Annotated in this window: 22 protein-coding genes; 2 read left to right on the plus strand and 20 right to left on the minus strand. The window is 37.9% G+C overall.

The features are described from left to right. Positions 1 to 2: 2 nt before the first annotated feature. The 18 genes from PQ460_RS15010 to PQ460_RS15095 form a co-directional block, all read right to left on the minus strand. Positions 3 to 1460 carry a flagellar hook-length control protein FliK gene (locus PQ460_RS15010; RefSeq protein WP_274170312.1) on the minus strand — a complete coding sequence of 486 codons (1458 nt, stop codon included), beginning with the start codon at positions 1458 to 1460 and terminating at the stop codon, positions 3 to 5. Positions 1461 to 1560: 100 nt separating this feature from the next. Further along, the gene (locus PQ460_RS15015; protein ID WP_274170313.1) at positions 1561 to 2436 is read right to left on the minus strand and encodes a MotE family protein; all 876 of its coding nucleotides are present in this window, start codon (positions 2434 to 2436) and stop codon (positions 1561 to 1563) included. 69 nt (positions 2437 to 2505) lie between these two features. Then, complete coding sequence (gene fliJ, locus PQ460_RS15020; RefSeq protein ID WP_274170314.1) at positions 2506 to 2949, minus strand: flagellar export protein FliJ; 444 nt, start codon at positions 2947 to 2949, stop codon at positions 2506 to 2508. Positions 2950 to 2955: 6 nt separating this feature from the next. Then, complete coding sequence (fliI, locus tag PQ460_RS15025; protein WP_273615771.1) at positions 2956 to 4275, minus strand: flagellar protein export ATPase FliI; 1320 nt, start codon at positions 4273 to 4275, stop codon at positions 2956 to 2958. Next, positions 4262 to 5119, minus strand: coding sequence for a FliH/SctL family protein (locus PQ460_RS15030; protein ID WP_273615770.1), 858 nt, complete (start codon positions 5117 to 5119; stop codon positions 4262 to 4264). Before PQ460_RS15030 ends, fliI begins: the two co-directional genes overlap by 14 nt. Continuing rightward, positions 5112 to 6128 (minus strand): flagellar motor switch protein FliG, encoded by a 1017-nt coding sequence (gene fliG / locus PQ460_RS15035; RefSeq protein ID WP_137222700.1) that lies wholly within the window; start codon positions 6126 to 6128, stop codon positions 5112 to 5114. Before fliG ends, PQ460_RS15030 begins: the two co-directional genes overlap by 8 nt. 11 nt (positions 6129 to 6139) lie before the next feature. Next, positions 6140 to 7729, minus strand: coding sequence for a flagellar basal-body MS-ring/collar protein FliF (gene fliF, locus PQ460_RS15040; protein WP_274170315.1), 1590 nt, complete (start codon positions 7727 to 7729; stop codon positions 6140 to 6142). Positions 7730 to 7774: 45 nt separating this feature from the next. Next, positions 7775 to 8083, minus strand: coding sequence for a flagellar hook-basal body complex protein FliE (gene fliE / locus PQ460_RS15045; protein WP_069327387.1), 309 nt, complete (start codon positions 8081 to 8083; stop codon positions 7775 to 7777). 30 nt (positions 8084 to 8113) lie between these two features. Then, positions 8114 to 8566, minus strand: coding sequence for a flagellar basal body rod protein FlgC (gene flgC / locus PQ460_RS15050; RefSeq protein ID WP_069327388.1), 453 nt, complete (start codon positions 8564 to 8566; stop codon positions 8114 to 8116). Between the two features lie 3 nt (positions 8567 to 8569). Next, the gene (flgB, locus tag PQ460_RS15055) at positions 8570 to 8983 is read right to left on the minus strand and encodes a flagellar basal body rod protein FlgB (protein WP_274170316.1); all 414 of its coding nucleotides are present in this window, start codon (positions 8981 to 8983) and stop codon (positions 8570 to 8572) included. An 838-nt stretch (positions 8984 to 9821) separates the two neighbouring features. Further along, positions 9822 to 11222 (minus strand): ATP-dependent protease ATPase subunit HslU, encoded by a 1401-nt coding sequence (gene hslU, locus PQ460_RS15060; RefSeq protein ID WP_273615767.1) that lies wholly within the window; start codon positions 11220 to 11222, stop codon positions 9822 to 9824. A gap of 128 nt (positions 11223 to 11350) precedes the next feature. After that, positions 11351 to 11893: an ATP-dependent protease subunit HslV gene (gene hslV, locus PQ460_RS15065; RefSeq protein WP_204824583.1), complete on the minus strand. Its 543-nt coding sequence runs from the start codon at positions 11891 to 11893 to the stop codon at positions 11351 to 11353. A 35-nt stretch (positions 11894 to 11928) separates the two neighbouring features. After that, the gene (gene trmFO / locus PQ460_RS15070) at positions 11929 to 13260 is read right to left on the minus strand and encodes an FADH(2)-oxidizing methylenetetrahydrofolate--tRNA-(uracil(54)-C(5))-methyltransferase TrmFO (protein WP_204824584.1); all 1332 of its coding nucleotides are present in this window, start codon (positions 13258 to 13260) and stop codon (positions 11929 to 11931) included. A gap of 176 nt (positions 13261 to 13436) precedes the next feature. Then, on the minus strand, positions 13437 to 15542 hold the full coding sequence (gene topA, locus PQ460_RS15075) for a type I DNA topoisomerase (RefSeq protein WP_273615766.1): 2106 nt from the start codon (positions 15540 to 15542) through the stop codon (positions 13437 to 13439). Positions 15543 to 15579: 37 nt separating this feature from the next. Then, on the minus strand, positions 15580 to 16719 hold the full coding sequence (dprA, locus tag PQ460_RS15080; RefSeq protein WP_274170317.1) for a DNA-processing protein DprA: 1140 nt from the start codon (positions 16717 to 16719) through the stop codon (positions 15580 to 15582). Between the two features lie 275 nt (positions 16720 to 16994). Then, positions 16995 to 17924 carry a succinate--CoA ligase subunit alpha gene (gene sucD / locus PQ460_RS15085; protein ID WP_273615764.1) on the minus strand — a complete coding sequence of 310 codons (930 nt, stop codon included), beginning with the start codon at positions 17922 to 17924 and terminating at the stop codon, positions 16995 to 16997. A 42-nt stretch (positions 17925 to 17966) separates the two neighbouring features. Continuing rightward, positions 17967 to 19124: an ADP-forming succinate--CoA ligase subunit beta gene (gene sucC, locus PQ460_RS15090; RefSeq protein WP_273615763.1), complete on the minus strand. Its 1158-nt coding sequence runs from the start codon at positions 19122 to 19124 to the stop codon at positions 17967 to 17969. Between the two features lie 277 nt (positions 19125 to 19401). Further along, positions 19402 to 19884: a MarR family winged helix-turn-helix transcriptional regulator gene (locus PQ460_RS15095; protein WP_273615762.1), complete on the minus strand. Its 483-nt coding sequence runs from the start codon at positions 19882 to 19884 to the stop codon at positions 19402 to 19404. A gap of 231 nt (positions 19885 to 20115) precedes the next feature. Here PQ460_RS15095 and PQ460_RS15100 point away from each other — a divergent pair, with 231 nt between their 5' ends. After that, entirely contained in the window at positions 20116 to 20544 is a 429-nt protein-coding gene (locus PQ460_RS15100) for an organic hydroperoxide resistance protein (RefSeq protein WP_204824589.1), read from the plus strand. A gap of 386 nt (positions 20545 to 20930) precedes the next feature. Next, entirely contained in the window at positions 20931 to 21569 is a 639-nt protein-coding gene (locus PQ460_RS15105; RefSeq protein ID WP_274170318.1) for a hypothetical protein, read from the plus strand. 174 nt (positions 21570 to 21743) lie between these two features. Here the strand turns inward: PQ460_RS15105 and PQ460_RS15110 are convergent, their stop codons facing one another. Beyond that, positions 21744 to 21899 carry a hypothetical protein gene (locus PQ460_RS15110; RefSeq protein WP_274170319.1) on the minus strand — a complete coding sequence of 52 codons (156 nt, stop codon included), beginning with the start codon at positions 21897 to 21899 and terminating at the stop codon, positions 21744 to 21746. A 19-nt stretch (positions 21900 to 21918) separates the two neighbouring features. Then, positions 21919 to 22593, minus strand: coding sequence for a sulfite oxidase-like oxidoreductase (locus PQ460_RS15115; protein WP_273615759.1), 675 nt, complete (start codon positions 22591 to 22593; stop codon positions 21919 to 21921). Between the last annotated feature and the right edge of the window lie 202 nt (positions 22594 to 22795).

Genomic DNA, 22795 nt, shown 5'->3' on the forward strand with positions numbered 1-22795 from the left:
GTTTATGCTTTCGCTACATACGTACTACCATAATTCATAGTGCTTGATGCTGTAGCTGCTTTTGTTTCTTCGCGCCATTCTTTCAATTCACCATTCAACTCAACAGCAAGGATTGCATCATCATTTTGTTCTTCTCTTCCGTTAGAACGTCTTCCGGATTGTTGTTGACCTGCACTAGAACCAAATCCTTGTCCGCCGTTATACATCTGTGATTGTAATGAAGAACTTTGCGTTACTTCTAGCTTTTCAACTTGAAGCCCTTGAGATTGAAGTGCTGAACGTAATTGAGACATTTGCTGATCTAACATATCTTTAGCCATATGCTTTTCAGTAATAAACTGAGCCAACACTTGACCATTTTGTATCGTAATTTTGACATCCACTTGACCCAAGTTTTCCGGGTTTAAAGAGATAGTCGCTTCAGACATTCCTTTAACTTGTTGAACGTCTAATTTGTTAACGATAAATTTACTCATTTCATCTGGAAAGTTCTGAATGTTCACTGTAGTAGTTGGCACTACAACTTTAGCGGTTGGAGCAGCTTCAGCACGCATTGCAAATTGTCCTACAGTCATTACTACTGGTTCAGGTTGCTCGTCTGATTGATCAGATGTTGCAGCTTGATCCCCGCTTGCATCTTTCGCAGCATTTTGAACAATGCTTTGTACTGCACCTTGTTCAGCAGCTTTTTTCGTTTCATCCACTACTGTGATCTGTGCCGCTGTATTAGCTTTGGCTTCATCTTTAGGTGCTGTGATAATAGCTCCTTGATTATTTACAGAAGTTGTTACTGCATCAGGTGTTTGAGTACTCGCTTTTTGCAACATTGTTTGTAATCCTGTTAGTAATTGTTCAAGTTCAGGATTAGAAGCTTGTGTACCATTTTTGACTGCTTGTAAAGTATCTACAATTTGTGTCACAGCATCTGCAACTGCAAAGCGAAGAGTTTCCGGGTTTTTCGCTAGATTGTTCATCGCTTCCTGACCTGTATTCAAAACGTTAGCACCTGTTACATTTTGTGCTTCTGTTCCTTCTGTAGAAGAAGTCTGTTCTGAAGAACCAGATAAAACTTGTTGAACTTGTGTTAACCAACCTTGTAATGATTGAACAAGAGCAGGATCCGTTGTAATCGCTTGGTCCATATCTTGCAGTTTGTCTAACAAGTCATCTAGAAGTTTACCTACTTTTTCAACTTGTTCTCCATCTGTGCCCTCACCTGTAGCATCAGTAGATTGCTGACCACCAGAAATCATCGCCTGTAGTGTTTCTAATAAAGAAGCAGCTGTACCCATAATTCCAGAAGCTGTTTGAGCTAGTGGATTAGCTGATGTACCGTTTGTCCCCATTACTTGCACAAGAGCTTGATTAAATCCTGGAGCCGAAGCTGCATTCGTACCTGATGCTTTGGTTGCCGTCGTTGCGCCTGCATTGCCTAATAAGTTTTGAAGTATCATACTCATTTATTATCACCTCCTTTAAGGAAAAGGTTAATAAGACAGACTTCCCAACTGTGCCCTATAGCCATACAATAGGAAATGCTTCCGACTGTTCTTATCATTATTAATTACCTAAAAGTTTATTTACTATTTGTGCTGTTCCCGTAGGATCAGTTGTAGACATGGCAGCTAAAATACCAGAACGAGTAGAATCATCCATAGCGTTCAAAATTTGAAGCACTTTCGTCTGACTTACTTTAGCGGTTTGCAATAACAACGTTGCTGCACTGCTTGCTGGCATACTAGTAAACGTCTGAGCCATAGCTTCGGTATCTAATTTAGTACTAGAAGTAGAAGCTGGTTTAGTAGCTACAGTAGAAGGATTAGCTGGTGTCGCTTTTGCAGTTCTTAAAGCCAAAGACGTTTCTGCCGCTATTTTAGGATCCATTTTTTGCAAGATACCAGCTTGATCAGTAGCATTCATCTCATTTAAAATTAATACTTGTTCATCTGTTGTCATCACTTGCATAATAGCTGCTGCTTTGGAAGAACTCATATCTGCATATACTTTAGCTAAATTTTTAATCTGTTTTTGATATTCAGAAGGTGGAGCTGTACCATCAGCTGCTGCAGTAGCATCAGCTAATTCTTTAGCTTTTTTCTCTTCTTCTAGGTTTTGGATTGTTTTTTCTTGTTTTGTATTTATCTCATTAGCTGCATCCAATTTTTCTTTTAATGCTTTTACAGTTGCATCATTACTTTCTGTTTGAGTGGCACTTGCTGTTGTACTACTTTCTTTATCGGCAGAAGGCACCCAATTTTTCACTATAGGAATTTGGTCTAGTGTATTAAACATACTTTTACGTAAATCTACGTTAAATAACATAACAATTACGCCAACTAATACAAGGGTAAACAGAATTGGAGTCGCAATAAAAAGGAATCTTCCCATTCCGCCTGATTCCTTTTCCACTTCCATTTCTGGACTTTTCTTCGCCACGGTAAACCTCCTTGATCACAACATGCTTACTTCTTATTAGCGTCATACACGTATAGTTTGGTGTATATATTACTTGGAGTTCATTACATACCGTACTGTAGCCATTTCATCAAGATCGTTTTGTTCACGAACCATATATTCATGATTGAATTTAGTCTTTGCTTTGTCTTTAGCTTGTAGCCATACTTTTTCATCTACCATTTTTTCAGTCAAATGAAGTTTTTTGTGTTCTACTTCTACTTGAGCTTCACGAATATCAACAATTTTGCGCGATATGCATTGGTCTAGATAAACGACGTAACGCTGTAAATCTTGCAATTCAGAAATAGGTGCTCTATTTTCAATTGCCTGATTAATCGTTTCCAACGTGCGACCCTGATCTTCCAGCAGTTGATCTAATGTTTGTTCCTGTGCTTGTAATTCTCCCAGTGCTGAAGATAAGAGCCATTCCGCCTGGTTTTTTGCACTTGATTTAATATCAACAACTTTTTGAAAAGTATACTGGAATTTCATAATTTATCAGCTCCTCGCAAATTCGGCAATCATCTGTTCTTGTGCTCCAGATAGTGTCGTTTTTTCATGTACTTTTTGTTTGGTAAATCTCCATATATCCTGTATACGTTCAATGGCTTCATCAATATCAGGACTTGATCCTTTTTGATAAGCACCAATATTAATCAAATCTTCGGATTCTTTAAAAACAGACATTAATCGTTTCATGTTATCTGCTGCATCTGTCTGTTCTTCTTCTACGATGTCTTTCATAACCCGGCTAATACTTGCCAAGACATCAATAGCTGGGAACTGTCCTTTATTCGCAATAGAACGGTTTAGTACAATATGGCCGTCTAAGATACCTCTGACTGCATCGGCGATCGGTTCGTTCATATCATCACCATCTACCAACACCGTATAGAAAGCTGTGATAGAGCCTGTAGGCCCTGTACCTGCTCGTTCTAGCAATTTAGGTAAGCCTGCAAATACAGATGGAGTATATCCTCTCATTGCTGGTGGTTCACCAACTGCTAACCCTACTTCACGTTGAGCCATAGCATAACGAGTGACAGAGTCCATCATGAACATCACATTCATTCCACGATCTCTGAAATATTCAGCTATCGTTGTAGCAATCAAAGCACCTTTGATACGAATGAGTGCAGGTTGATCAGATGTAGCTACGATAACTACAGAACGTTGTAGACCTTCTGGACCAAGATCGCGTTCGATAAAATCGCGTACTTCGCGTCCACGTTCTCCAATAAGTGCAATGACATTCACATCTGCTTCTGTATTACGAGCAATCATTCCCATTAACGTACTTTTACCAACACCAGAACCAGCGAAGATACCTACACGTTGACCTTTGCCTATTGTAAGCAGACCGTCTATTGCTCTTACTCCTATACTGATAGGATCTTGAACCCTTGGTCTTGAAAGTGGATTAGGCGGTGTATTGAATGTAGAATAATGAGTCATTCTAGCTGGAATCAATGAACCATCTAAAGGTTGACCTAATCCATCTAGCACTTTACCTAGTAGTTCTGAACCTACTTGAACCGTAAGTGGTTTACCTGTACCTACAACATCGCATCCAGGGCCAATCGATTGTAATTCACCGAGTGGCATCAATAGCACTTTGTTATCTCGAAAGCCAACAACTTCTGCTCTTAAAGGAGCAATACCTTTGGTTGGATAGATGTAACACACATCACCAATACTTGCGTCCGGCCCTTCAGACTCAACCATTAATCCAATCACTTGAGTGACCTTGCCATTAATACGAACCGGATCAAGTTGTTTGAGATATTCTAAATACCTTGAAGAATTAAGATCCTGCATTACTATTCCCCCGCTCTTCGTCATGAAGCGCTAAGCGAACCAATTCTTTTTTAATTTCGCTTAGTTGAGTATCAATACGAGCATCTACACTACCAAATGCTGACCGAATGACACATCCGCGATCGGTTACCGTCGAATCCGGTAAGATTTGAAGTTCTGCTTGAGAATCGATTGACAGTGTTAACTCTTCTCTAGCAGCATGTACAAAATCAAATTGACTAGGACTAATACATAATGTGATAACACCTTGTTCGCGTTTACGAGCCAGTGTTCTTTTGATTAGATCAATTACATAATCTTGTTGTTCTTCAAGTTTTTTATTGATTACTTTTTCAGCTATACCACAACTTAGATTAACTAAAAAAGGTTCTGCTTCTTGAATAATTTGTTCTTTTGCTTCATAAGCTTGACCCAGAACTGTTTGTGCTTCTTGCATAACTTCACTCATATGAATTTGCATTTCTGCTTCTACACGTTCTCGACCTTCTTCAAAGCCTTCTTGAAAAGCTTGTACTTTGATCGCTTCAATCAAATGTTCATCTTGCTGGCGACGTTCTTCCCACCAAGCTGCTATGGTTTCTTGAGCATTTTGGAGGATACGTTCTGCTTCCTCTGCCGCTTCACGTACTTGACGTTCTGCAAATTCTTTGGCATCTGTCAGCATTTCTTCTTTTAAACGAACGGTATGTTCATCCACATGAGGTTGATCATAAGCATGTGGATGAGAAACCGTATAAGTGTCTTGAGTAGCTCCATCAGATTGCTTGTAATAATCACGGCTGAAATCGAGCTTTTTAAGCACTTCTACCGGAATATATTGGGATGATTTGATCAAATTAGACAATGATATCATCTCCTCCACCGCGTGCTATGATAATTTCACCTGACTCTTCAAGTCTTCTAATAATTCCAACTATACGAGTCTGTGCTTCTTCTACATCTTTCAAGCGGACAGGTCCCATAAATTCCATTTCTTCTTTGAATGTTTCAGCCATACGTTTGGACATATTTTTGAATACCGATTCGCGTACATCTTCGCTTGCTACTTTGAGTGCCAATTGAAGATCGGCATTCTCGACATCCCGTACAATCCGTTGAATCGAGCGATCGTCGATATTGACAATATCTTCGAAAACAAACATCCGTTTTTTGATTTCTTCAGCAAGTTCAGGATCTTGAATTTCTAGTGAATCAAGGATCGTTCTTTCTGTCCCTCGGTCAACACCATTCAAGATTTGAACAATCGATTCGATACCACCTGCATTTGTATAATCCTGTGTAACCGTAGCTGATAATTTCTGCTCTAATACACGTTCAATTTGCGAGATGACTTCCGGTGATGTACTATCCATCATCGCCACTCTTCTTGCTACTTCAGCTTGTTTTTCCTGAGGTAGCGAAGAAAGAATAGCAGCCGCTTGTTCAAATTGTAGATAAGAAAGTACCAAAGCGATCGTTTGTGGATTTTCATTTTGAATAAAGTTCAAAATCTGACTAGGATCAGCTTTACGAGCAAAATCGAACGGTCTTACTTGTAATGTAGCTGTTAGTCTGTTAATCACTTCAAGAGCTTTGTTCTCACCTAATGCTTTTTCCAAAATTTCTTTAGCGTAATTAATACCGCCTTGAGAAATATATTCTTGAGCTAAGCAAATCTGATGAAATTCAGAAACGACTGAATCTTTCTCACTACTTTCTACTTTGCGTACATTAGCAATTTCAAGTGTTAATTGTTCTATTTCTTCATCACGTAGATGTTTAAATATTTGAGCCGATACTTCCGGTCCTAGTGAAATTAATAATATGGCTGCTTTTTGTCTTCCGTTAAGCGCCTGAGTACTTCCCTTTGCCATCGATTCACCTCTTATTCATCAGCAAGCCATGTACGTAATAAGTTAACAAATTCATCCGGTTTCTTTTTGGCAAGCGATTCAAGTTGCTTACGTACCTGACTATCATTCGTCAAGTTATCCAAACTAATCGAAGGAAGCTCAGTTACTACTGGTAACAGCATATCTTCTTCATAGTCTCCTGTTTGTTGCTGTTTGCGACGACGTAAGATTATAAACACAACAGCTGCGATAACAAGTGCTGCGATTGCTGCAATAATCCAAGTCATATTATTAGCAAAAAATCCTTGATCTGTTGTATCTGTAGCAAATGCTTGTGAGAACACATTTACTTTTGAAGTTAAAACTGCATCATTGGCTGCATATGTTACACCGTTTTCTGATAACGAAGTTCTAACAATACTTTCCAACATACTTTTTACATTATCCAAAGTTGCTTGATCTGCTGGTTGTCCAGGCAAAGGATCAATAGCAACATTGATTGTCAAATCTTTTACAAAATAAGGACTCGATACAATTTCATTATGAATTTTATTTACATCATAATTGATTGTACTTTGAGATTTTTCGGATTCGTTACTACCTGATGATGAGCCACCTGGATACGTTGGAGTATCTGTACCTCCTGTTCCAGCAACACCACTATCTGGAGTAGAAGTACCTGTACTGCTTTCTTGGATCTGTTGTGCACTGATCTCGATACCTTTCATATTTTCCGTATCGACAGGCTGTACAAGATCTTCTTTAGAATTTTTTTGATCAAAATTCAAGTTCGAAGCAACTAATACATTTACACGTTCAGGTCCTAGCAATCTTCCCAAAAACTGTCTTACATTATTTTCAATATCAGATTCATATTTTTTCTGTAAAGCCATATTTTCTTGTACGGCTCCAGCCAGCCCAGAAGGACCGCCACCTTTAACGGTAGATACTAATTCACTACCGTCTGTTCCATTCGTGATTGTAATATTCGCAATCGGTAAATGTGGCACAGCAGTACTTACTAAATTGTAGTAACCATCAATCGCTTCTTGTGTTACACGAAATCCTGGTTTGAACTGCATAACTACTGACGCTGTTCCTGTATCTTCGTCTTCTGTACTAGCAAAAAGACTTTCTTGTGGTAAATTCACCAATACTTTCGCATTGCTTACTCCGTTCATCTGTTTGAGCAATTGCGATACTTCGCCATTCAAAGCGTTATTATATTTCACATTAAATTCATTATCTGTCATACCAATAGCAGAAGAGCTTGCATTAAATTCGCTAAATCCGATCGTTCCGTTTTGCATTAATCCTTGTGATCCTACAGCGACTTTGGCTCTAGCAGCACTTTCACTTGCTACAGAAATGCTTGTACCATCGCTACTTAACTGGTAAGGAATACCTTGTCCATCTAAGTATTCCATAATCGCAGCGGAATCTGTAGCATCTAAGTTTTGGAATGCTACTTCATATTGGACTTTAGAAAATTGAATAGTTAGTACAACAATAGCAATAATAATAAATGCCAGCGTTGAGATCAGTAATATTTTTTGGTTTTTATTAAAATTCTTCCAGTATTGGACAAGTTTATCTCTATACTGGGCAACTCTTTCATTCACAATGTCACCCCACTCGAAACTATGCTATGGAACATATACAGCTACTTACAATTGAGTACGCATGATTTCCTGATAAGCTTCAAGCGCTTTGTTACGAACTTGAGAAACCATTTGTAGACTAAGTAGTGATTTCTCAGAGGCGACCATTACTTGATCCACATCTACTTGTCCTAGCAAGAACTTATCGTTCATCTGGTGAACTGTTTTCTCCTGTTGTCCAACTTGATTCATAGCATCTTCTAAGTAAGAACCAAATTGTTCCATTGCTTCACCAGGTGTTGCTTTGGCTTGTGTCGTCATTCCCGTCGTCATCTTCAAAGGGGATGCAGCATTGAACATTGTGTTCTCTATCATTATTTACCCCACCTTTCCATTTTTGATCGTTTATTTACCAATTTGTAAAGCTTTGGTAATCATTGCTTTGGAAGCATTAAGTGCAGTTACGTTAGCTTCATATGAACGCGAAGCCGATATCATGTCCACCATTTCTTTTAAATTATCGACGTTAGGCATTTTTACATAGCCATCTTTGTCTGCGTCTGGATGTGTCGGATTATATACAAGTTTGAAAGGTTCTGGATCTTCTTGAATGGCTGAAGCTTTAACACCGTTAATCCCGTTGCGGCTTCCATTCATTGCGGAATCAAGTGTATCTGCGAAAGATGGTTTGTTTGTCGATAACACAACTTCTTTACGACGGTAAGGAACAGCTTCACCATTAACGACTTGCGCTCTTGTTGTCTCTGCATTCGCAATATTGGAGGAGACAACATCCATTCGAAGTCGCTGTGCTGTTAACGCAGAAGCACTAATATCAAAACTGCTACTTATTCTCATGGATTAGTTTGAGCCTCCTTGAATAGCTGTTCGCATCATTTTAATCTGATGGTTAATTTGTTCGATGTAAGCATTGTAACGAAGTTGGTTTTCAGCAAGGTTACTCATTTCTACATCCATATCAACATTGTTCAAGTTGTTGTTCATGACTGTACTTTGATTGCTAGTTACCATTGCTTGCGGAACAGAGTTAGTATTACCAATTTGAAAATGTCTTTTATCTTCAACTTTACCACTAAATGGCATCTGAGAATCATCCATTTGGCTTTGAAGCATATTTTCAAAAGAAACATCTGATCTTTTAAAATAAGGGGTATCTGCATTTGCTATATTGTTTGAAATTACTTGTTGTCGAAGTGTAGCAGCACCCATTGCTCCTTCTAATCTTTTAAATCCAACATCATTTAAAAGGTTCATTGACATCACTCCTTTCAATATCCATGCTGTTCTGGAAAGTAAATTCCATATTTTTATCATAATTCTTTTTTTTTCGACAAAATCATCACAAAACTCATTCTCAGTTTATAGCTCTTTGTGCGTCATTCTTCCTAAAATCTTATAACATAAGTTTCCTAGAGAATTGGTCATAACACAATGAGAATAAAGCCCTATCTTTTGACAAAAACTGAGTCTTTTTGTCTTGTTTTAAAAATATTCTTCCAAATTACATGAAGAAAATACCATTTGAGAACAATAAAACCATGTAATAATTGTCGATTGTGCACGAATTTAACTAACTTAACTTTTAAAGCCTAATATTAATTTTAAATATTTTAGGTCTTTTATCATTCATCTTATCATGATAAAAATTAACCAAATAAGTTAATAGATGATCATAACTTATATTTTCACGACATATAGCCTAGTGCATATTACTTACTGCAAAATAATTTTTAAAGATTTTGTGAATTTTCTTGCGTATAATCATTTATTTTTAGACAAATTTGCTTTTTTATAGAATAGTACATGCTGAGGAGAAATAATTTGCATGTTTGCGAAAATGAATCAATCATAACTTATTCATTGTAAAATGGCTAGTATAATATATACGTGTTGTTTACTATATCGGATCATCTAACAATAACTTGTACAACGTTTTTCTTTCTGTACTTATCATACCTCTTTCACGACTACGAAAATATAGGAAAAAGGCGGGGAACTTTGAGAAACAGTACCCCACCTTTTTCCTAAAAAGATGATTTCCTATTCAATTTCGGTCTTTATCGACTAGTACAGGTGCTAGAGACGTAGCTCATTACAAAATATATTGACTTAAATCTCTGTTTTGAGCAATCTCACGTAATTTTTCTTGTACATATTGAGGTGTAATAATCATTTTCTCTAACGTCAATTCTGGCGCTTCAAAAGATAAATCTTCTAACAGTTTTTCTAAAATCGTATGCAAACGACGTGCACCGATATTCTCAGTGTTTTGATTAACTGCCGCTGCGATCGAAGCGATTTCTCGAATAGCTTCATTAGAAAATTCCAATTCTATATTTTCCGAACGTAAAAGATAGACATACTGTTTTGTTAATGCATTTTCAGGCTCTGTCAAAATATTTACAAAGTCCTCTAATGTCAAACTATCCAGTTCTACCCGAATTGGGAAGCGACCTTGCAATTCTGGAATCAGATCAGAAGGCTTAGACGTATGGAAAGCACCGGCTGCTATAAATAAAATATAATCTGTTTTGACCGGGCCATACTTCGTCATAATCGTAGAACCTTCTACAATCGGAAGAATATCACGTTGTACCCCTTCTCTAGAAACATCAGGGCCTGTACCACGTCCAGAACTGGTTACTTTATCTATCTCATCGATAAAAATAATACCCGTTTGTTCTGCACGACGTAGTGACTCTTGATTCACATCGTCCATATCCATCAATTTGTTCGCTTCTTGCTGTGTTAATATTTTGCGAGCATCTTTAATCGGAAGTTTACGTTTTTTTGTTTTTTTAGGTAAAAAGCTACCTAACATTTCTTGCATATTCATCCCCATTTGATCGTTGCCCTGACCTGCAAACATATCCATCAAAGAAGGCATAGAATCTTCTACTTCTACTTCAATCACATCATTTTCTAATTTGCCTGCTAATAGATCAAAACGCACTCTGCGTCTTTTATCTTGAATCGAACCATCTTGCTCAAAATTAGTCTGAGGTTCTTCCGTTTGATTTTGATTACCAAATAGCATTTCAAGCGGATTACGCTGTGATTTGTTTTTAAAGCCAGAAGGCACTAAAATTTCGACAATACGTTCATTTGCCATTTCTTCTGCTTGGTCTTTTACTTTTTCAGTACGTTCCAATTTGACCATACGAATAGCTGTTTCTACAAGATCACGCACCATAGATTCTACATCTCGTCCAACATAACCTACTTCAGTAAACTTCGTTGCTTCTACCTTGATAAACGGAGCATGAACGAGCTTAGCGAGTCTACGGGCAATCTCTGTTTTACCTACACCTGTTGGCCCGATCATCAAAATATTTTTTGGTACAATCTCATCCTGCATATTTTCAGGCAAAAGACTACGGCGATAACGATTACGAAGTGCAACTGCAACCGATTTTTTAGCATTTTTTTGTCCAACAATATACTTATCCAATTCGGTAACTATTTCTCTAGGGGTCAAAGCAGTGGTTGTCATGATCTTACCTCCATATCGATAAAAGTAGTGAACTGATAGTAACTATAGTGATTAAACAGTATAACGATTATATAAAAACCGGTGCTTATCGCACCTGTTACTAAAGTACGCAGTAGCACCGGTCCATCTTACAATTCTTCTACAATAATATTATCATTCGTATATACACAAATTTCCGCAGCGATATGCAGTGAAGCTTCGACAATGTCTTTTGCTTCTAAATCTTTACCATGACGTTTAAGTGCACGTGCAGCAGACAAAGCAAAATTACCTCCAGAACCAATCGCAATAACATCGTCATCCGGTTCGATAATTTCTCCACCACCAGAGATTAACAAAATTCCGCTTTGATCCATAACAATCAATAAAGCTTCTAATTTGCGAAGTACACGATCAGAACGCCATTCTTTAGCAAGCTCTACCGCAGCACGTTGCAAATTACCATGATGCTCTTCAAGCTTCGCTTCAAACTTTTCAAATAACGTAATCGCATCAGCTACCGAACCAGCAAATCCAGCTAATACTTGTCCACGATAGAGGCGACGTATTTTTTTAGCATGTTGCTTCATAATAACATTTTGTCCGAATGTGACTTGACCATCACCAGCTATAGCTGCTTTACCATTGTGACGAACAGCACATATCGTTGTAGCGTGAAATGAGAGATCCATTTATACTTCCCCTCCTCTACATAATCAAACGTGAATTATTGTGTAACTTCTGTTTGCTCTAGCTCAAAAAAAGTTTTAATACTTTCTAAAGCCTGATTTGCCAGCATTTCATTTTTTTCTTTTTTATTACGAATACGTTTTTCTGGTTTAGGTAATAGACCAAAATTAGCATTCATCGGTTGAAAATGATCTGGATCAGCATGTGTAATATAGTGAGCCATACTTCCTAGTGTACTCTCCAAAGGTAAATGAAGCAATTCTTGCCCTTTAGCTAGACGTGCAGCATTCATACCAGCAATCAAACCAGATGCGGCAGATTCTACATATCCTTCTACACCTGTCATCTGTCCGGCAAAGAAAATACGATGATCATTTTTAAGCTGATATGTATCTTCTAACAGCTTAGGAGAATTGATAAACGTATTACGATGCATCACACCAAAACGAACGTACTCTGCATTTTCAAGACCAGGAATCATAGAAAATACACGACGTTGCTCGCCCCATTTCAAATGCGTTTGGAATCCAACTAGATTATAAAGAGTACCTGCTGCATTATCTTGACGCAATTGAACAACCGCATAAGGCAATTCACCTGTATGGGGATTAACCAAACCTACTGGTTTCATCGGTCCAAACAAAGCTGTTTGTCTACCACGCTTCATCATCACTTCGATAGGCATACAACCTTCAAAATAGATTTCTTTTTCAAAATCTTTCAATTGAGCCGTTTCTGCTTCGATCAGTGCTTCATAAAACGCATTGAACTCTTCTTCGTTCATCGGGCAGTTCAGGTAAGCGGCTTCACCTTTATCATAACGCGAAGCTAAATAAACTTTATTCATATCAATTGAATCTTTTTCTACAATAGGAGCTGCTGCATCATAGAAATAGAAATATTCTTCACCCAAAAGTGATTGAATTTGTTGCGACAATGCAGGCGATGTTAAAGGTCCTGTCGCAATAACTACAATACCGTCTGTAGGAATTTGTTGTAATTCTTCATTAACTACGGTCACCAAAGGATGATTGTGTAGCGTAGAAGTAATCTCACCAGAGAATCCATCACGATCTACAGCAAGTGCTCCACCGGCTGGAACGGCATGACGATCTGCTGCGCCAAGAACTAACGAATTCAGCATACGCATTTCTTCTTTCATTACGCCTACTGCATTCGCTAAAGTATTGGAACGTAAAGAGTTACTACATACCAACTCTGCAAATTGATTTGTATGATGCGCTGGTGTTTTTACCACAGGACGCATTTCGTATAAGGTAACAGGTACACCTTGACTTGCGATTTGCCAGGCTGCTTCACTACCTGCAAGACCTGCTCCAATAACCGTTACTTTTTGAATATCTGACACAATAAAAAACCTCCTGCATAATGCACTTAATCTAAATAGTTATAACTTGCACCCTGTTTGAATAAACAAGATACAAGTTATGATAGGTAACGTGGATCCAAAAGATCCACACTGTATTTAATGATACGTATTATACGTGAAAAAGTCTCAAAATCCTATTTTGTAGAAAGGAAACGTTAATCCACCTCTAATGCCTCATCTTCTGGTTCTTCCACCATTTCGGTATGATCACAATGAGTACATTGCAACTTCACACCTTGTTTGTTACGTTTTTCGACCATCATTGATTCACAGACGGGACAAGGTTTAGGTGATGGACGATCCCATGATACAAAATCACAATCAGGATAACGATCGCAACCGTAGAATACCCGACCTTTTTTACTACGACGTTCAACGACATGCCCTTCTTTACATGTTGGACAAGTAACTCCGATATCTTTAATAATCGGTTTGGTGTTACGACAATCTGGGAAACCAGAACATGCCAGGAATTTACCAAAGCGTCCTAATTTATAAACCATTGGCAATCCACATTTGTCACACAGCTCGTCAGACACTTCGTCTTCAATCTCAATTTCTTTCATTTCTTCTTCAGCAAATTCTAAGCGCTTTTCAAAAGATTCGTAAAATTCACTTAATACGTGAACCCAGTCTTCTTCCCCATCTTCCACATGGTCCAAGTTCTGTTCCATATTCGCTGTAAACTCAGCATTTAATATTTCAGGGAAAAATTCTTCCATCTGCTGAATAACCAATTCGCCCAGTTCTGTCGGCATAAATTTCTTTTCTTCAATTGCGACATAACCACGTTTTTGAATCGTTTCGAGTGTAGGTGCATACGTACTTGGTCGTCCTATACCTAACTCTTCTAACGTTTTTACTAGACGTGCCTCTGTATAGCGTGGCGGCGGTTGAGTGAAATGCTGTTTGGGTTCAATCTCTTCTTTTTGAAGTTGATCCCCTTGAGCAAGTGGTGGTAAAAATTTGTCGCCTTCTTCTTTACCATCATCATTGCCTTCAACATATAATTTCATAAATCCTTGAAAACGTACTTTGGAACCTACCGCACGAAAAGTAGTAGGACCTGCTGCAATATCAACAGATAATGTATCCAATACTGCGGAAGACATTTGACTTGCGGCAAACCGTTCCCAAATCAATTTATAAAGACGGAATTGATCACGACTCATTAATGGTTTGAGAGAATCTGGATCACGTACAGCAGACGTAGGACGGATCGCTTCATGCGCATCTTGAGAATTAGCAGCTTTTTTAGAATATTGGCGTGGTTCATCAGGAACAAACTCTTTACCATATTTTTCTAAAATAAACTCTTTCACTTCTTCCTGTGCTGATGCAGCGATACGAGTAGAATCTGTACGCATGTAAGTAATAAGACCAACAGTACCTTCTTTGCCTAGATCAATACCTTCATACAACTGCTGAGCTACAGACATTGTTTTTGCTGCGCGGAAATTCAATTTACGAGCGGCTTCTTGTTGTAAAGAAGATGTAGTAAATGGAGCTGAAGGATGACGCAAACGCTCACGCTCTTTTACATTGGTGACTTCAAAAGAAGAATCTCCAATAGCCGCCAAAATTTCTTTAACTTCTTCTTCATTATGAAGGTCTTTTTTCTCACCGTTCAATTTGTTGAACTTGGCTTCGAACGTAGTATCATTAATCGTTAACTTCGCTGTAATACTCCAGTACTCTTCAGCTACGAAATCAGAGATTTCATTTTCACGATCAATAATAATTTTAACAGCTACAGATTGTACACGACCTGCGGACAAACCTTTTTTTACTTTTTTCCATAATAATGGACTGATTTTATAACCCACCAAGCGATCTAATATACGGCGTGCTTGTTGTGCGTTAACAAGATCCATATTAATTTGGCGTGGTGTTTTGAAAGCATCTTTGACTGCTTGTTTGGTGATTTCATTAAAAACAACTCTACACATTTCGGATTCGCCAACATCAAGCGCATGGGCTAAGTGCCAAGCAATTGCTTCACCTTCGCGATCCGGATCGGCTGCGAGATAGACTTTTTTTACTTTTTTACGGGCATCTTTTAATTCTTTGAGGATAGAGCCTTTGCCACGAATAGTGATATATCTAGGATCAAAATTATGCTCTACATCAACACCGATTTGGCTTTTCGGCAAATCTCGAACGTGTCCCATGGATGCTTTCACAATATACTTACTGCCCAGGTACTTACCGATTGTTTTCGCTTTCGCTGGTGATTCTACAATAACAAGTGTATCTGCCATTAGGTTCGTCCCCCTTTCATTTTATCTTTTATATGATTTATATTAAGGTATATAACGCGCCAGAGCGTTGACTGATCTGTTTTTTTATGATTAAAGATAACAGAACCGTATGCAAAAGTCCAAAATCAAAATTCGATTGAACATGAAGTTCATCGATTGTTGCATCACCCTGCTCCAATATAAGGTATATCGTTTTTTCGTCTGTTGTCAAATCGAATTTTTGAGAAAAGGGTGAAATTGAAGCATTTGAGTCGCTAATTTCACTGGAATTTTCTTTCATTTCGTACGGATTATCACACCGTTTAATTAAACTTGAATCATATTCCTTCATTATATCTTCTGTAGATGTAACCAGAATGGCTCCTTGTTTGAGTAAAGAAAGTGTACCCTGACTTTTGGGAGAAGTGATCGGACCCGGTACAGCAAATACATCACGATTCTGTTCCATTGCAAAATCGGCTGTAATTAACGATCCACTTCTAGCATCTGCTTCGACAACAACAGAGCCATAGGAAAGCCCCGATATAATTCGATTACGCTGTGGAAATAGACCTGGCGAAGATTTGGTTCCTATCGGATACTCGGACAAAATCAATCCTTGATCTGCTATTCGATGATACAGTGAACGATTTTCCGCTGGATAAATCATATCAATAGCTGTACCTAGTACTGCGATCGTTGATCCATTTACTCTAAGCGCCGCATCGTGACAGACACTATCTATTCCTCGAGCCATCCCGCTTACTATCGTAACACCACGTTCTGCCATTTCACCAGCAAGTAACTCACCAACTTTACGACCATAAGCTGTCGGAACCCTTGTTCCAACCATGCCTATACAGAAGCTCGATAATAATTCTAATCTTCCTTTAGCATATAAGATCCAGGGTGGTTGAAAAGTTTCCTTCATTAAAGTAGGATACTCTTCATCTAGCATAGTAATAATATGAATCCCTTGATCTTTATACTTCTTCATTTTGGACATCAGATATTCCGGTTGTAACTGCTGTGGTAAAGATTGAGCAACTTTTTCAGGCATGCCTAATCCACGCCAGCTTCCGGCATCCCATTCCGGCAGTTCGCGCAGATCTACATGGTTCTGTAATATATCGCTCATTCTTTTCCAACCTATTCCAGAAGCTTCACATAGTCCAAGCCATACTAATTTTTCATTCATAATATAATCTCCTTTTCAGGAGCAGGAACAAATCATCCTTCTCCATTTAATCGTAAACCTAACTATTTTGCAAGCGTTTACTTCATTTTTAGGTATTTTCTTCCATTATTTCGATCTCTTTTTTCAAAATAAACGAAAAAGAACGCAAAAAAAGCAACCTTTGTCTCCTCAAGAGAATACAAAGGTTGCTTACCTTATACGTCTGTCACTATCTAATTACACCCATTATAAAGAACAGGCCATTAAAAGTCTATACCGATAGATTAAAGTCCTTTTTAGTGCGTAGTGCACTCACTTAAAAGACCTTTTTCTTCTAAAACTTCAACAAGTGTTGAACCCATTTCAGAAGGAGTAGGTGCTACTTTAATACCGCAAGATTCTAATTTAGCAATTTTTTCAGCAGCAGTACCTTTACCACCGGAAATAATTGCGCCTGCATGTCCCATACGTTTGCCTGGAGGAGCTGTTGCGCCGCCGATAAAGCCTACAACAGGCTTCGTCATATTCGCTTCAATCCACTCTGCAGCTTCTTCTTCTGCTGTACCACCGATCTCACCGATCATAATAACAGCACGTGTATTAGGATCTTCGTTAAATAATTTCAGAATATCAATAAATTCTGAACCTTTTACTGGATCTCCACCGATACCTACTGCAGATGATTGACCAATTCCACGAGTAGACAATTGATGAACAGCTTCATACGTTAATGTACCACTACGTGATACAACACCTACATAGCCTGGCTTGTGAATGTAACCTGGCATAATACCAATTTTACACTCACCTGGTGTAATTACACCCGGGCAGTTAGGTCCGATAAGAACTGTTTTTTTGCCTTCTAGATAACGAGATACTTTGACCATATCCAATACTGGAATACCTTCTGTAATACAGATAACCAGATCTAGTTCAGCATCGATTGCTTCAAGAATAGAATCAGCTGCAAATGCAGGAGGTACATAGATAACACTTGCTGTAGCACCAGTTTTTTGTTTGGCTTCTACAACTGTATTAAAGACTGGCAATTTTACAGTTTTGCCATCTTCGAGTGTAATCTCAACATCAGTTCCACCTTTACCAGGTGTTACGCCGCCTACCATTTGAGTACCGTAATCTAGCGCACCCTTAGTATGAAAGAGTCCTGTTGCCCCGGTGATACCCTGAGTGATGACTTTTGTATGCTTATCTACCAAAATACTCATTGTTTAGACACAGCTCCTATCACTTAATTTAGGTCCTGGATTTTATACGAGAGCTACGATCTTCTGTGCTCCGTCCGCCATAGAATCCGCGGCAACGATGTTTAGCCCTGATTCAGCGAGAATTTGTTTACCTAAATCTACGTTCGTACCTTCAAGTCTTACAACTAAAGGACGATCCAGACCGATTTGTTTGGCAGCTTCAACTACGCCGTTAGCAATAACATCGCAACGCATAATACCACCAAATATATTAATGAAAATACCTTTTACACTACTATCGGACAAAATAATTTTGAAAGCTTCTGTTACTTTCTCCGTTGTTGCACCGCCCCCTACGTCAAGGAAGTTAGCCGGTTCGCCGCCATAATATTTGATAATATCCATTGTAGCCATCGCTAGACCTGCACCGTTGACCATACAACCGATATTACCATCAAGAGCGATATAACTTAGATCGTATTTAGAAGCTTCAATTTCTTTTGCATCTTCTTCATCCAGATCACGAAGTTCAAGAATATCAGGATGTCTAAAGATCGCATTAGAATCAAAGTTCAATTTCGCATCCAAAGCAATTACTTCACCATCGCCTGTTACAACCAGCGGATTGATTTCTGCAATTGAGCAATCTTTTTCGATAAAAGCAGTATACAAGGCAGTCATAAATTTAGCTGCTTTGTTCACTTGCTTAGTAGGAATATTGATTGCATATGCTAGTTTGCGAGCTTGGAACATTTGTAGACCAATAGCCGGATCTACGGTTTCACGGAAAATCTTTTCAGGTGTTTTTTCAGCGACTTCTTCAATCTCAGTGCCGCCTTCTTCAGAAGCCATCATGACGACTCTACCTGTAGCACGATCGATAACAACGCCTATGTAATATTCTTTTTGAATATCACAGCCTTCTTCGATTAGAAGTCGTTTTACTTCTTTTCCTTCAGGTCCTGTCTGATGCGTTACAAGCACTTTACCCAAAATTTCTTGAGCATACGTACGTACTTCATCTAGACTTTTAGCTACTTTAACTCCGCCAGCTTTACCTCGGCCACCAGCGTGAATTTGAGCTTTGACAACACACACTGGGCTGCCCAGTGACTGAGCTGCTTCTACAGCTTCTTCTACCGTGAAAGCAACTTTACCTTCCGGTACTACTACTCCGTACTGTTTAAGTACTTGTTTTCCCTGATATTCATGGATATTCATTCAATAAATCCTCCTATCAACATGAATGCATTCCGGCAACATCACCCGGCAAATCAATAACCTTCAATATTGTAACATGTTTTTAAAACGCTTTCCTTAAAAATTTCGCCAATTTACTCCATTTACTGGAAGTTATCTTGAGTAAGCTAGCTCTTACTTAATATATCATGTATACGCTATCAAAGTAAAAAAATAAACACCCTTTTACCAAATTTCGATAAAAGGGCTAATTTTGAAGCTTTATTCTATTGCACAAGATACACGTATTTTGTATCCATTAAGACTTGTTATTCGCCATTTCGACATTCGTTTGGTGAATGTTATGAAGTAGCTGTTTAAATTCACCTAATAATTCTTCTAGCTTCTTCGTATTCATACATGTTCCGGTTAAAACATCATTCGGAATGTTAACTGCTTCTTCTTGCAAATTTTGACCAGCTTCAGTCAATGTAATATGCACTTTACGCTCATCTTCTGTAGAACGCTTACGAATAATTAAGCCTGCTGCTTCCAGACGTTTAAGTAATGGAGTCAATGTACCTGAATCCAAATACAATGCATTTCCTAATTCTTTAACTGTACATTCTTGTTTCTCCCATAAAACAATCATCACTAAATATTGAGAATAAGTTACTCCCAAACGATCTAGCAATGGCTGATACATTTTAGTCATCTCACGAGAAGAAGCATAAATAGCAAAACAAAGTTGATTTTCAAGCTTTAACTGCGGGTGTGGATACTCATTTGATTCTGTAGTCATGCTATATCACCTACCTATAATTAATATGAAATATAAATATTCTTATCTAATATTTACCCAAAACAACAAAATTAGTGACGAACAAGAGTGTGCGAAATCTACTTTATACGTATGATTATATCATAAAATCTACTGATTTACATAAATATAGCGAAAAATATTTTACTTTTCATATTAATTGTGTTAAATTTAATTTTGTAAAATAAATCGTTCGAAAAGGTGGAGTTATTCATGTTAACAATTCAACAAAAAATGTATGAAACTACAGTAAAAGCAGTCGGCGGACGTGCAGGTTATATTGAATCTTCTAGTCCTGAACTTCGTTTAGATATTGCAACACCAAAAGAAATGGGTGGCGCTGGCGGTGCTGGTACTAACCCTGAACAATTATTTGCAGCAGGTTATTCTGCTTGTTTTGATAGTGCTCTAAATATGGTTGCTCGTATGCAAAAAATCAAACACGAAGGTACAGAAGTAAACGCTACTGTAATGTTTGGTAAAGCTGAAGATGGCGGATTTGCGCTAGCTGTAAAAATGGATGTTTTGGTTAAAGGTGTAGATCGTGAAGTAGCTACTAAACTTGTAGAAGAAGCTCACAATGTATGTCCTTACTCTCGTGCAACACGTGGAAACATCGCTGTTGAATTAAACGTTATCTAATTTTAGATTGTCCAACTTGTACACTATCCCTATAAACCCTTTCTAACTCTACCCCCTTCTATAGAGTTTAGAAGATCATTTTGATATCGATTTAACGAAAGAAGCAGTCCCCTAACTGCTTCTTTTTTGTCTGTACATAAAACAATTTTGTTTTTATTATGATTTATTTTCAGAAAGAACAATTTCGTTACAAATCCTTCAAACCCTTGATATGACAGGAATATCATCATTCTTATAATGGATTGACATTTGTTACAAAATGTAAGGTTCGTGTCAAAATCGACTGTTATGTGTATGTATGTTATAGTGAAAAACGTTATTTCGTTATTCATATTCAAAAGATTCATCAACGTAAAGATGAACTTAACAAACAGGAGGTCCATTTTATGAAACTCAAAATCAGTACTTTTCTACTTGCACTAACCGTTGTAGCTGCGACCGCCGGCTGTTCTAATAACAGCACTCAAACACCAGCTAGCACTACAACACCAACAACAACGAATGAATCTACAGCGACAGACTCCTCTACAACAACAGGAGAAAGTACAGCTGTAACTGACAACGACAACAGCACAAGCGAAGACGCAACTGCGACAGACGAAGCAACAGAAAGCACAGACAAAGCGACAACGGATACGACTACAGATAGCGCTAAATCTGATATTTCTGTTGATAAAGTAGCTAGTGCAATCAAAGCACAAAAAATTGATTTGATTTCTGCTCCAGATGAACAAAATAGTTGGGTATTGAATGATGTTAAAGCAACTCGTTTTGTTACTGATAAAGATTTAAATAAACAAGAAACGGTTTCAATTTATAGCTTCAAGTCTGCTGACGATGCTAAAAAAGGTCTAGAAGATTTGAAAACTCAAACAAGCAAAACTCCTTATGACTTATTGAACAAATCAACATATATTAAAGGTAATGCTGTAGTGGTATATTGGTTTGAACCTTCTTTAAACCAAGGTAGCAAAGAAAAAGGTATGTTAGATGCTAAACTGCAAAAAGCTGTAGATAGCTTGTAATTGTAGTTTATCCCCTTTGAAGTAGTATTTATATACATCAAGTATCTACTTTTCTAGGCTCACATTCGATCAATGAATAAAAAGAACCGTCCTTAGGGAACGGTTCTTTTTTGTACTTATTATTTTAAGTATTCTAGCTGTGCTCAGTATTGCTACGATCAACTAACAGAATATTTACTCTCGTCCACCTGTAAAAGGATTGATCTCATACGTAAGATCTCGCCCTGCTTTTTTTTCTTCATGTGCTATACGTTTACCAATCGCTACATGATACCAAATTCCTGGAACAGAAACTATTATCATAAACAATAAATACCATACTATGACCATATTTATCAGCTCCTAATGATTAGTCCGCTTCACAATACTTCCATTCATCTTCTGGCATTTCATATTCATCTGAAGAAAAACGTTGTTCTTGGAAAGGATCAGCCACATTGTGAAAGCCATGATTTTCCCAGAATCCCCGTCGATCTTCTTTCATAAATTCAATGCCACGTATCCATTTTGCACTTTTCCAAAAATAAAATTTCGGCACAATCATACGCAATGGTCCACCATGTTTGGCTGTGATAGGCTTATCATCGTAATTCCAAGCTAACAATACATCTTCATCCATCAAATCTTTCAATGCTACATTGGTCTCATAATCAGGATCAGCATGAATCATTACATATTTGGCTTCAGATTTCACTTTTAGTACGTTCATCAAATCTGAAAACTTAACACCTTCCCATACGGTATCAAACTTAGACCAGCGAGTTACACAATGAATATCGCTCACGGTACGCGTAACAGGTAGCTTTTGCAAATCTTCAAATGTAAAAAACTGCTCTTCTTCTACTTCTCCAAAAATACGTAGATTCCATAGATTCATATCATACTCAGGTACACTACCTTCATGCAAAATCGGAAAGCTTTCAGTAAGTGTCTGCCCTGGAGGTAAGCGATGTTGCATATCTTGCCCTAATTCAGGCGTTTGAGGAACTCTAGCGCCTTTTAGACGATCTGCTTTATTTTGCATCATCAACTCTCCCATCTATTTCATGTATATTCTATATTTTAACATTAATCATTACCCATTTATAGCAACAGTTACTGATATGTGTGCTGACAAATACTTTGTACAAATGCTTTATATACAGGATCGATTTTGATCATGAATTGAAATCGGACAAATATAGGGTCATTTACTTTAAAATCGCTTGTATTCGGTATATTTTAAG

It is taken from the genome of Paenibacillus sp. KACC 21273 (assembly GCF_028736095.1).
Taxonomy (GTDB): Bacteria; Bacillota; Bacilli; order Paenibacillales; family Paenibacillaceae; genus Saccharibacillus; species Saccharibacillus kyungheensis.

Coding starts and splice junctions, on each gene's coding strand:
- PQ460_RS15010 (WP_274170312.1), bottom strand. CDS start 1,460: ATGAGTATGATACTTCAAAACTTATTAGGCAATGCAGGCGCAACGACG.
- fliJ (WP_274170314.1), bottom strand. CDS start 2,949: ATGAAATTCCAGTATACTTTTCAAAAAGTTGTTGATATTAAATCAAGT.
- fliI (WP_273615771.1), bottom strand. CDS start 4,275: ATGCAGGATCTTAATTCTTCAAGGTATTTAGAATATCTCAAACAACTT.
- fliG (WP_137222700.1), bottom strand. CDS start 6,128: ATGGCAAAGGGAAGTACTCAGGCGCTTAACGGAAGACAAAAAGCAGCC.
- fliE (WP_069327387.1), bottom strand. CDS start 8,083: ATGATAGAGAACACAATGTTCAATGCTGCATCCCCTTTGAAGATGACG.
- flgC (WP_069327388.1), bottom strand. CDS start 8,566: ATGAGAATAAGTAGCAGTTTTGATATTAGTGCTTCTGCGTTAACAGCA.
- flgB (WP_274170316.1), bottom strand. CDS start 8,983: ATGAACCTTTTAAATGATGTTGGATTTAAAAGATTAGAAGGAGCAATG.
- hslU (WP_273615767.1), bottom strand. CDS start 11,222: ATGACAACCACTGCTTTGACCCCTAGAGAAATAGTTACCGAATTGGAT.
- hslV (WP_204824583.1), bottom strand. CDS start 11,893: ATGGATCTCTCATTTCACGCTACAACGATATGTGCTGTTCGTCACAAT.
- topA (WP_273615766.1), bottom strand. CDS start 15,542: ATGGCAGATACACTTGTTATTGTAGAATCACCAGCGAAAGCGAAAACA.
- dprA (WP_274170317.1), bottom strand. CDS start 16,719: ATGAATGAAAAATTAGTATGGCTTGGACTATGTGAAGCTTCTGGAATA.
- sucD (WP_273615764.1), bottom strand. CDS start 17,924: ATGAGTATTTTGGTAGATAAGCATACAAAAGTCATCACTCAGGGTATC.
- sucC (WP_273615763.1), bottom strand. CDS start 19,124: ATGAATATCCATGAATATCAGGGAAAACAAGTACTTAAACAGTACGGA.
- PQ460_RS15095 (WP_273615762.1), bottom strand. CDS start 19,884: ATGACTACAGAATCAAATGAGTATCCACACCCGCAGTTAAAGCTTGAA.
- PQ460_RS15100 (WP_204824589.1), top strand. CDS start 20,116: ATGTTAACAATTCAACAAAAAATGTATGAAACTACAGTAAAAGCAGTC.
- PQ460_RS15105 (WP_274170318.1), top strand. CDS start 20,931: ATGAAACTCAAAATCAGTACTTTTCTACTTGCACTAACCGTTGTAGCT.
- PQ460_RS15110 (WP_274170319.1), bottom strand. CDS start 21,899: ATGGTCATAGTATGGTATTTATTGTTTATGATAATAGTTTCTGTTCCA.
- PQ460_RS15115 (WP_273615759.1), bottom strand. CDS start 22,593: ATGCAAAATAAAGCAGATCGTCTAAAAGGCGCTAGAGTTCCTCAAACG.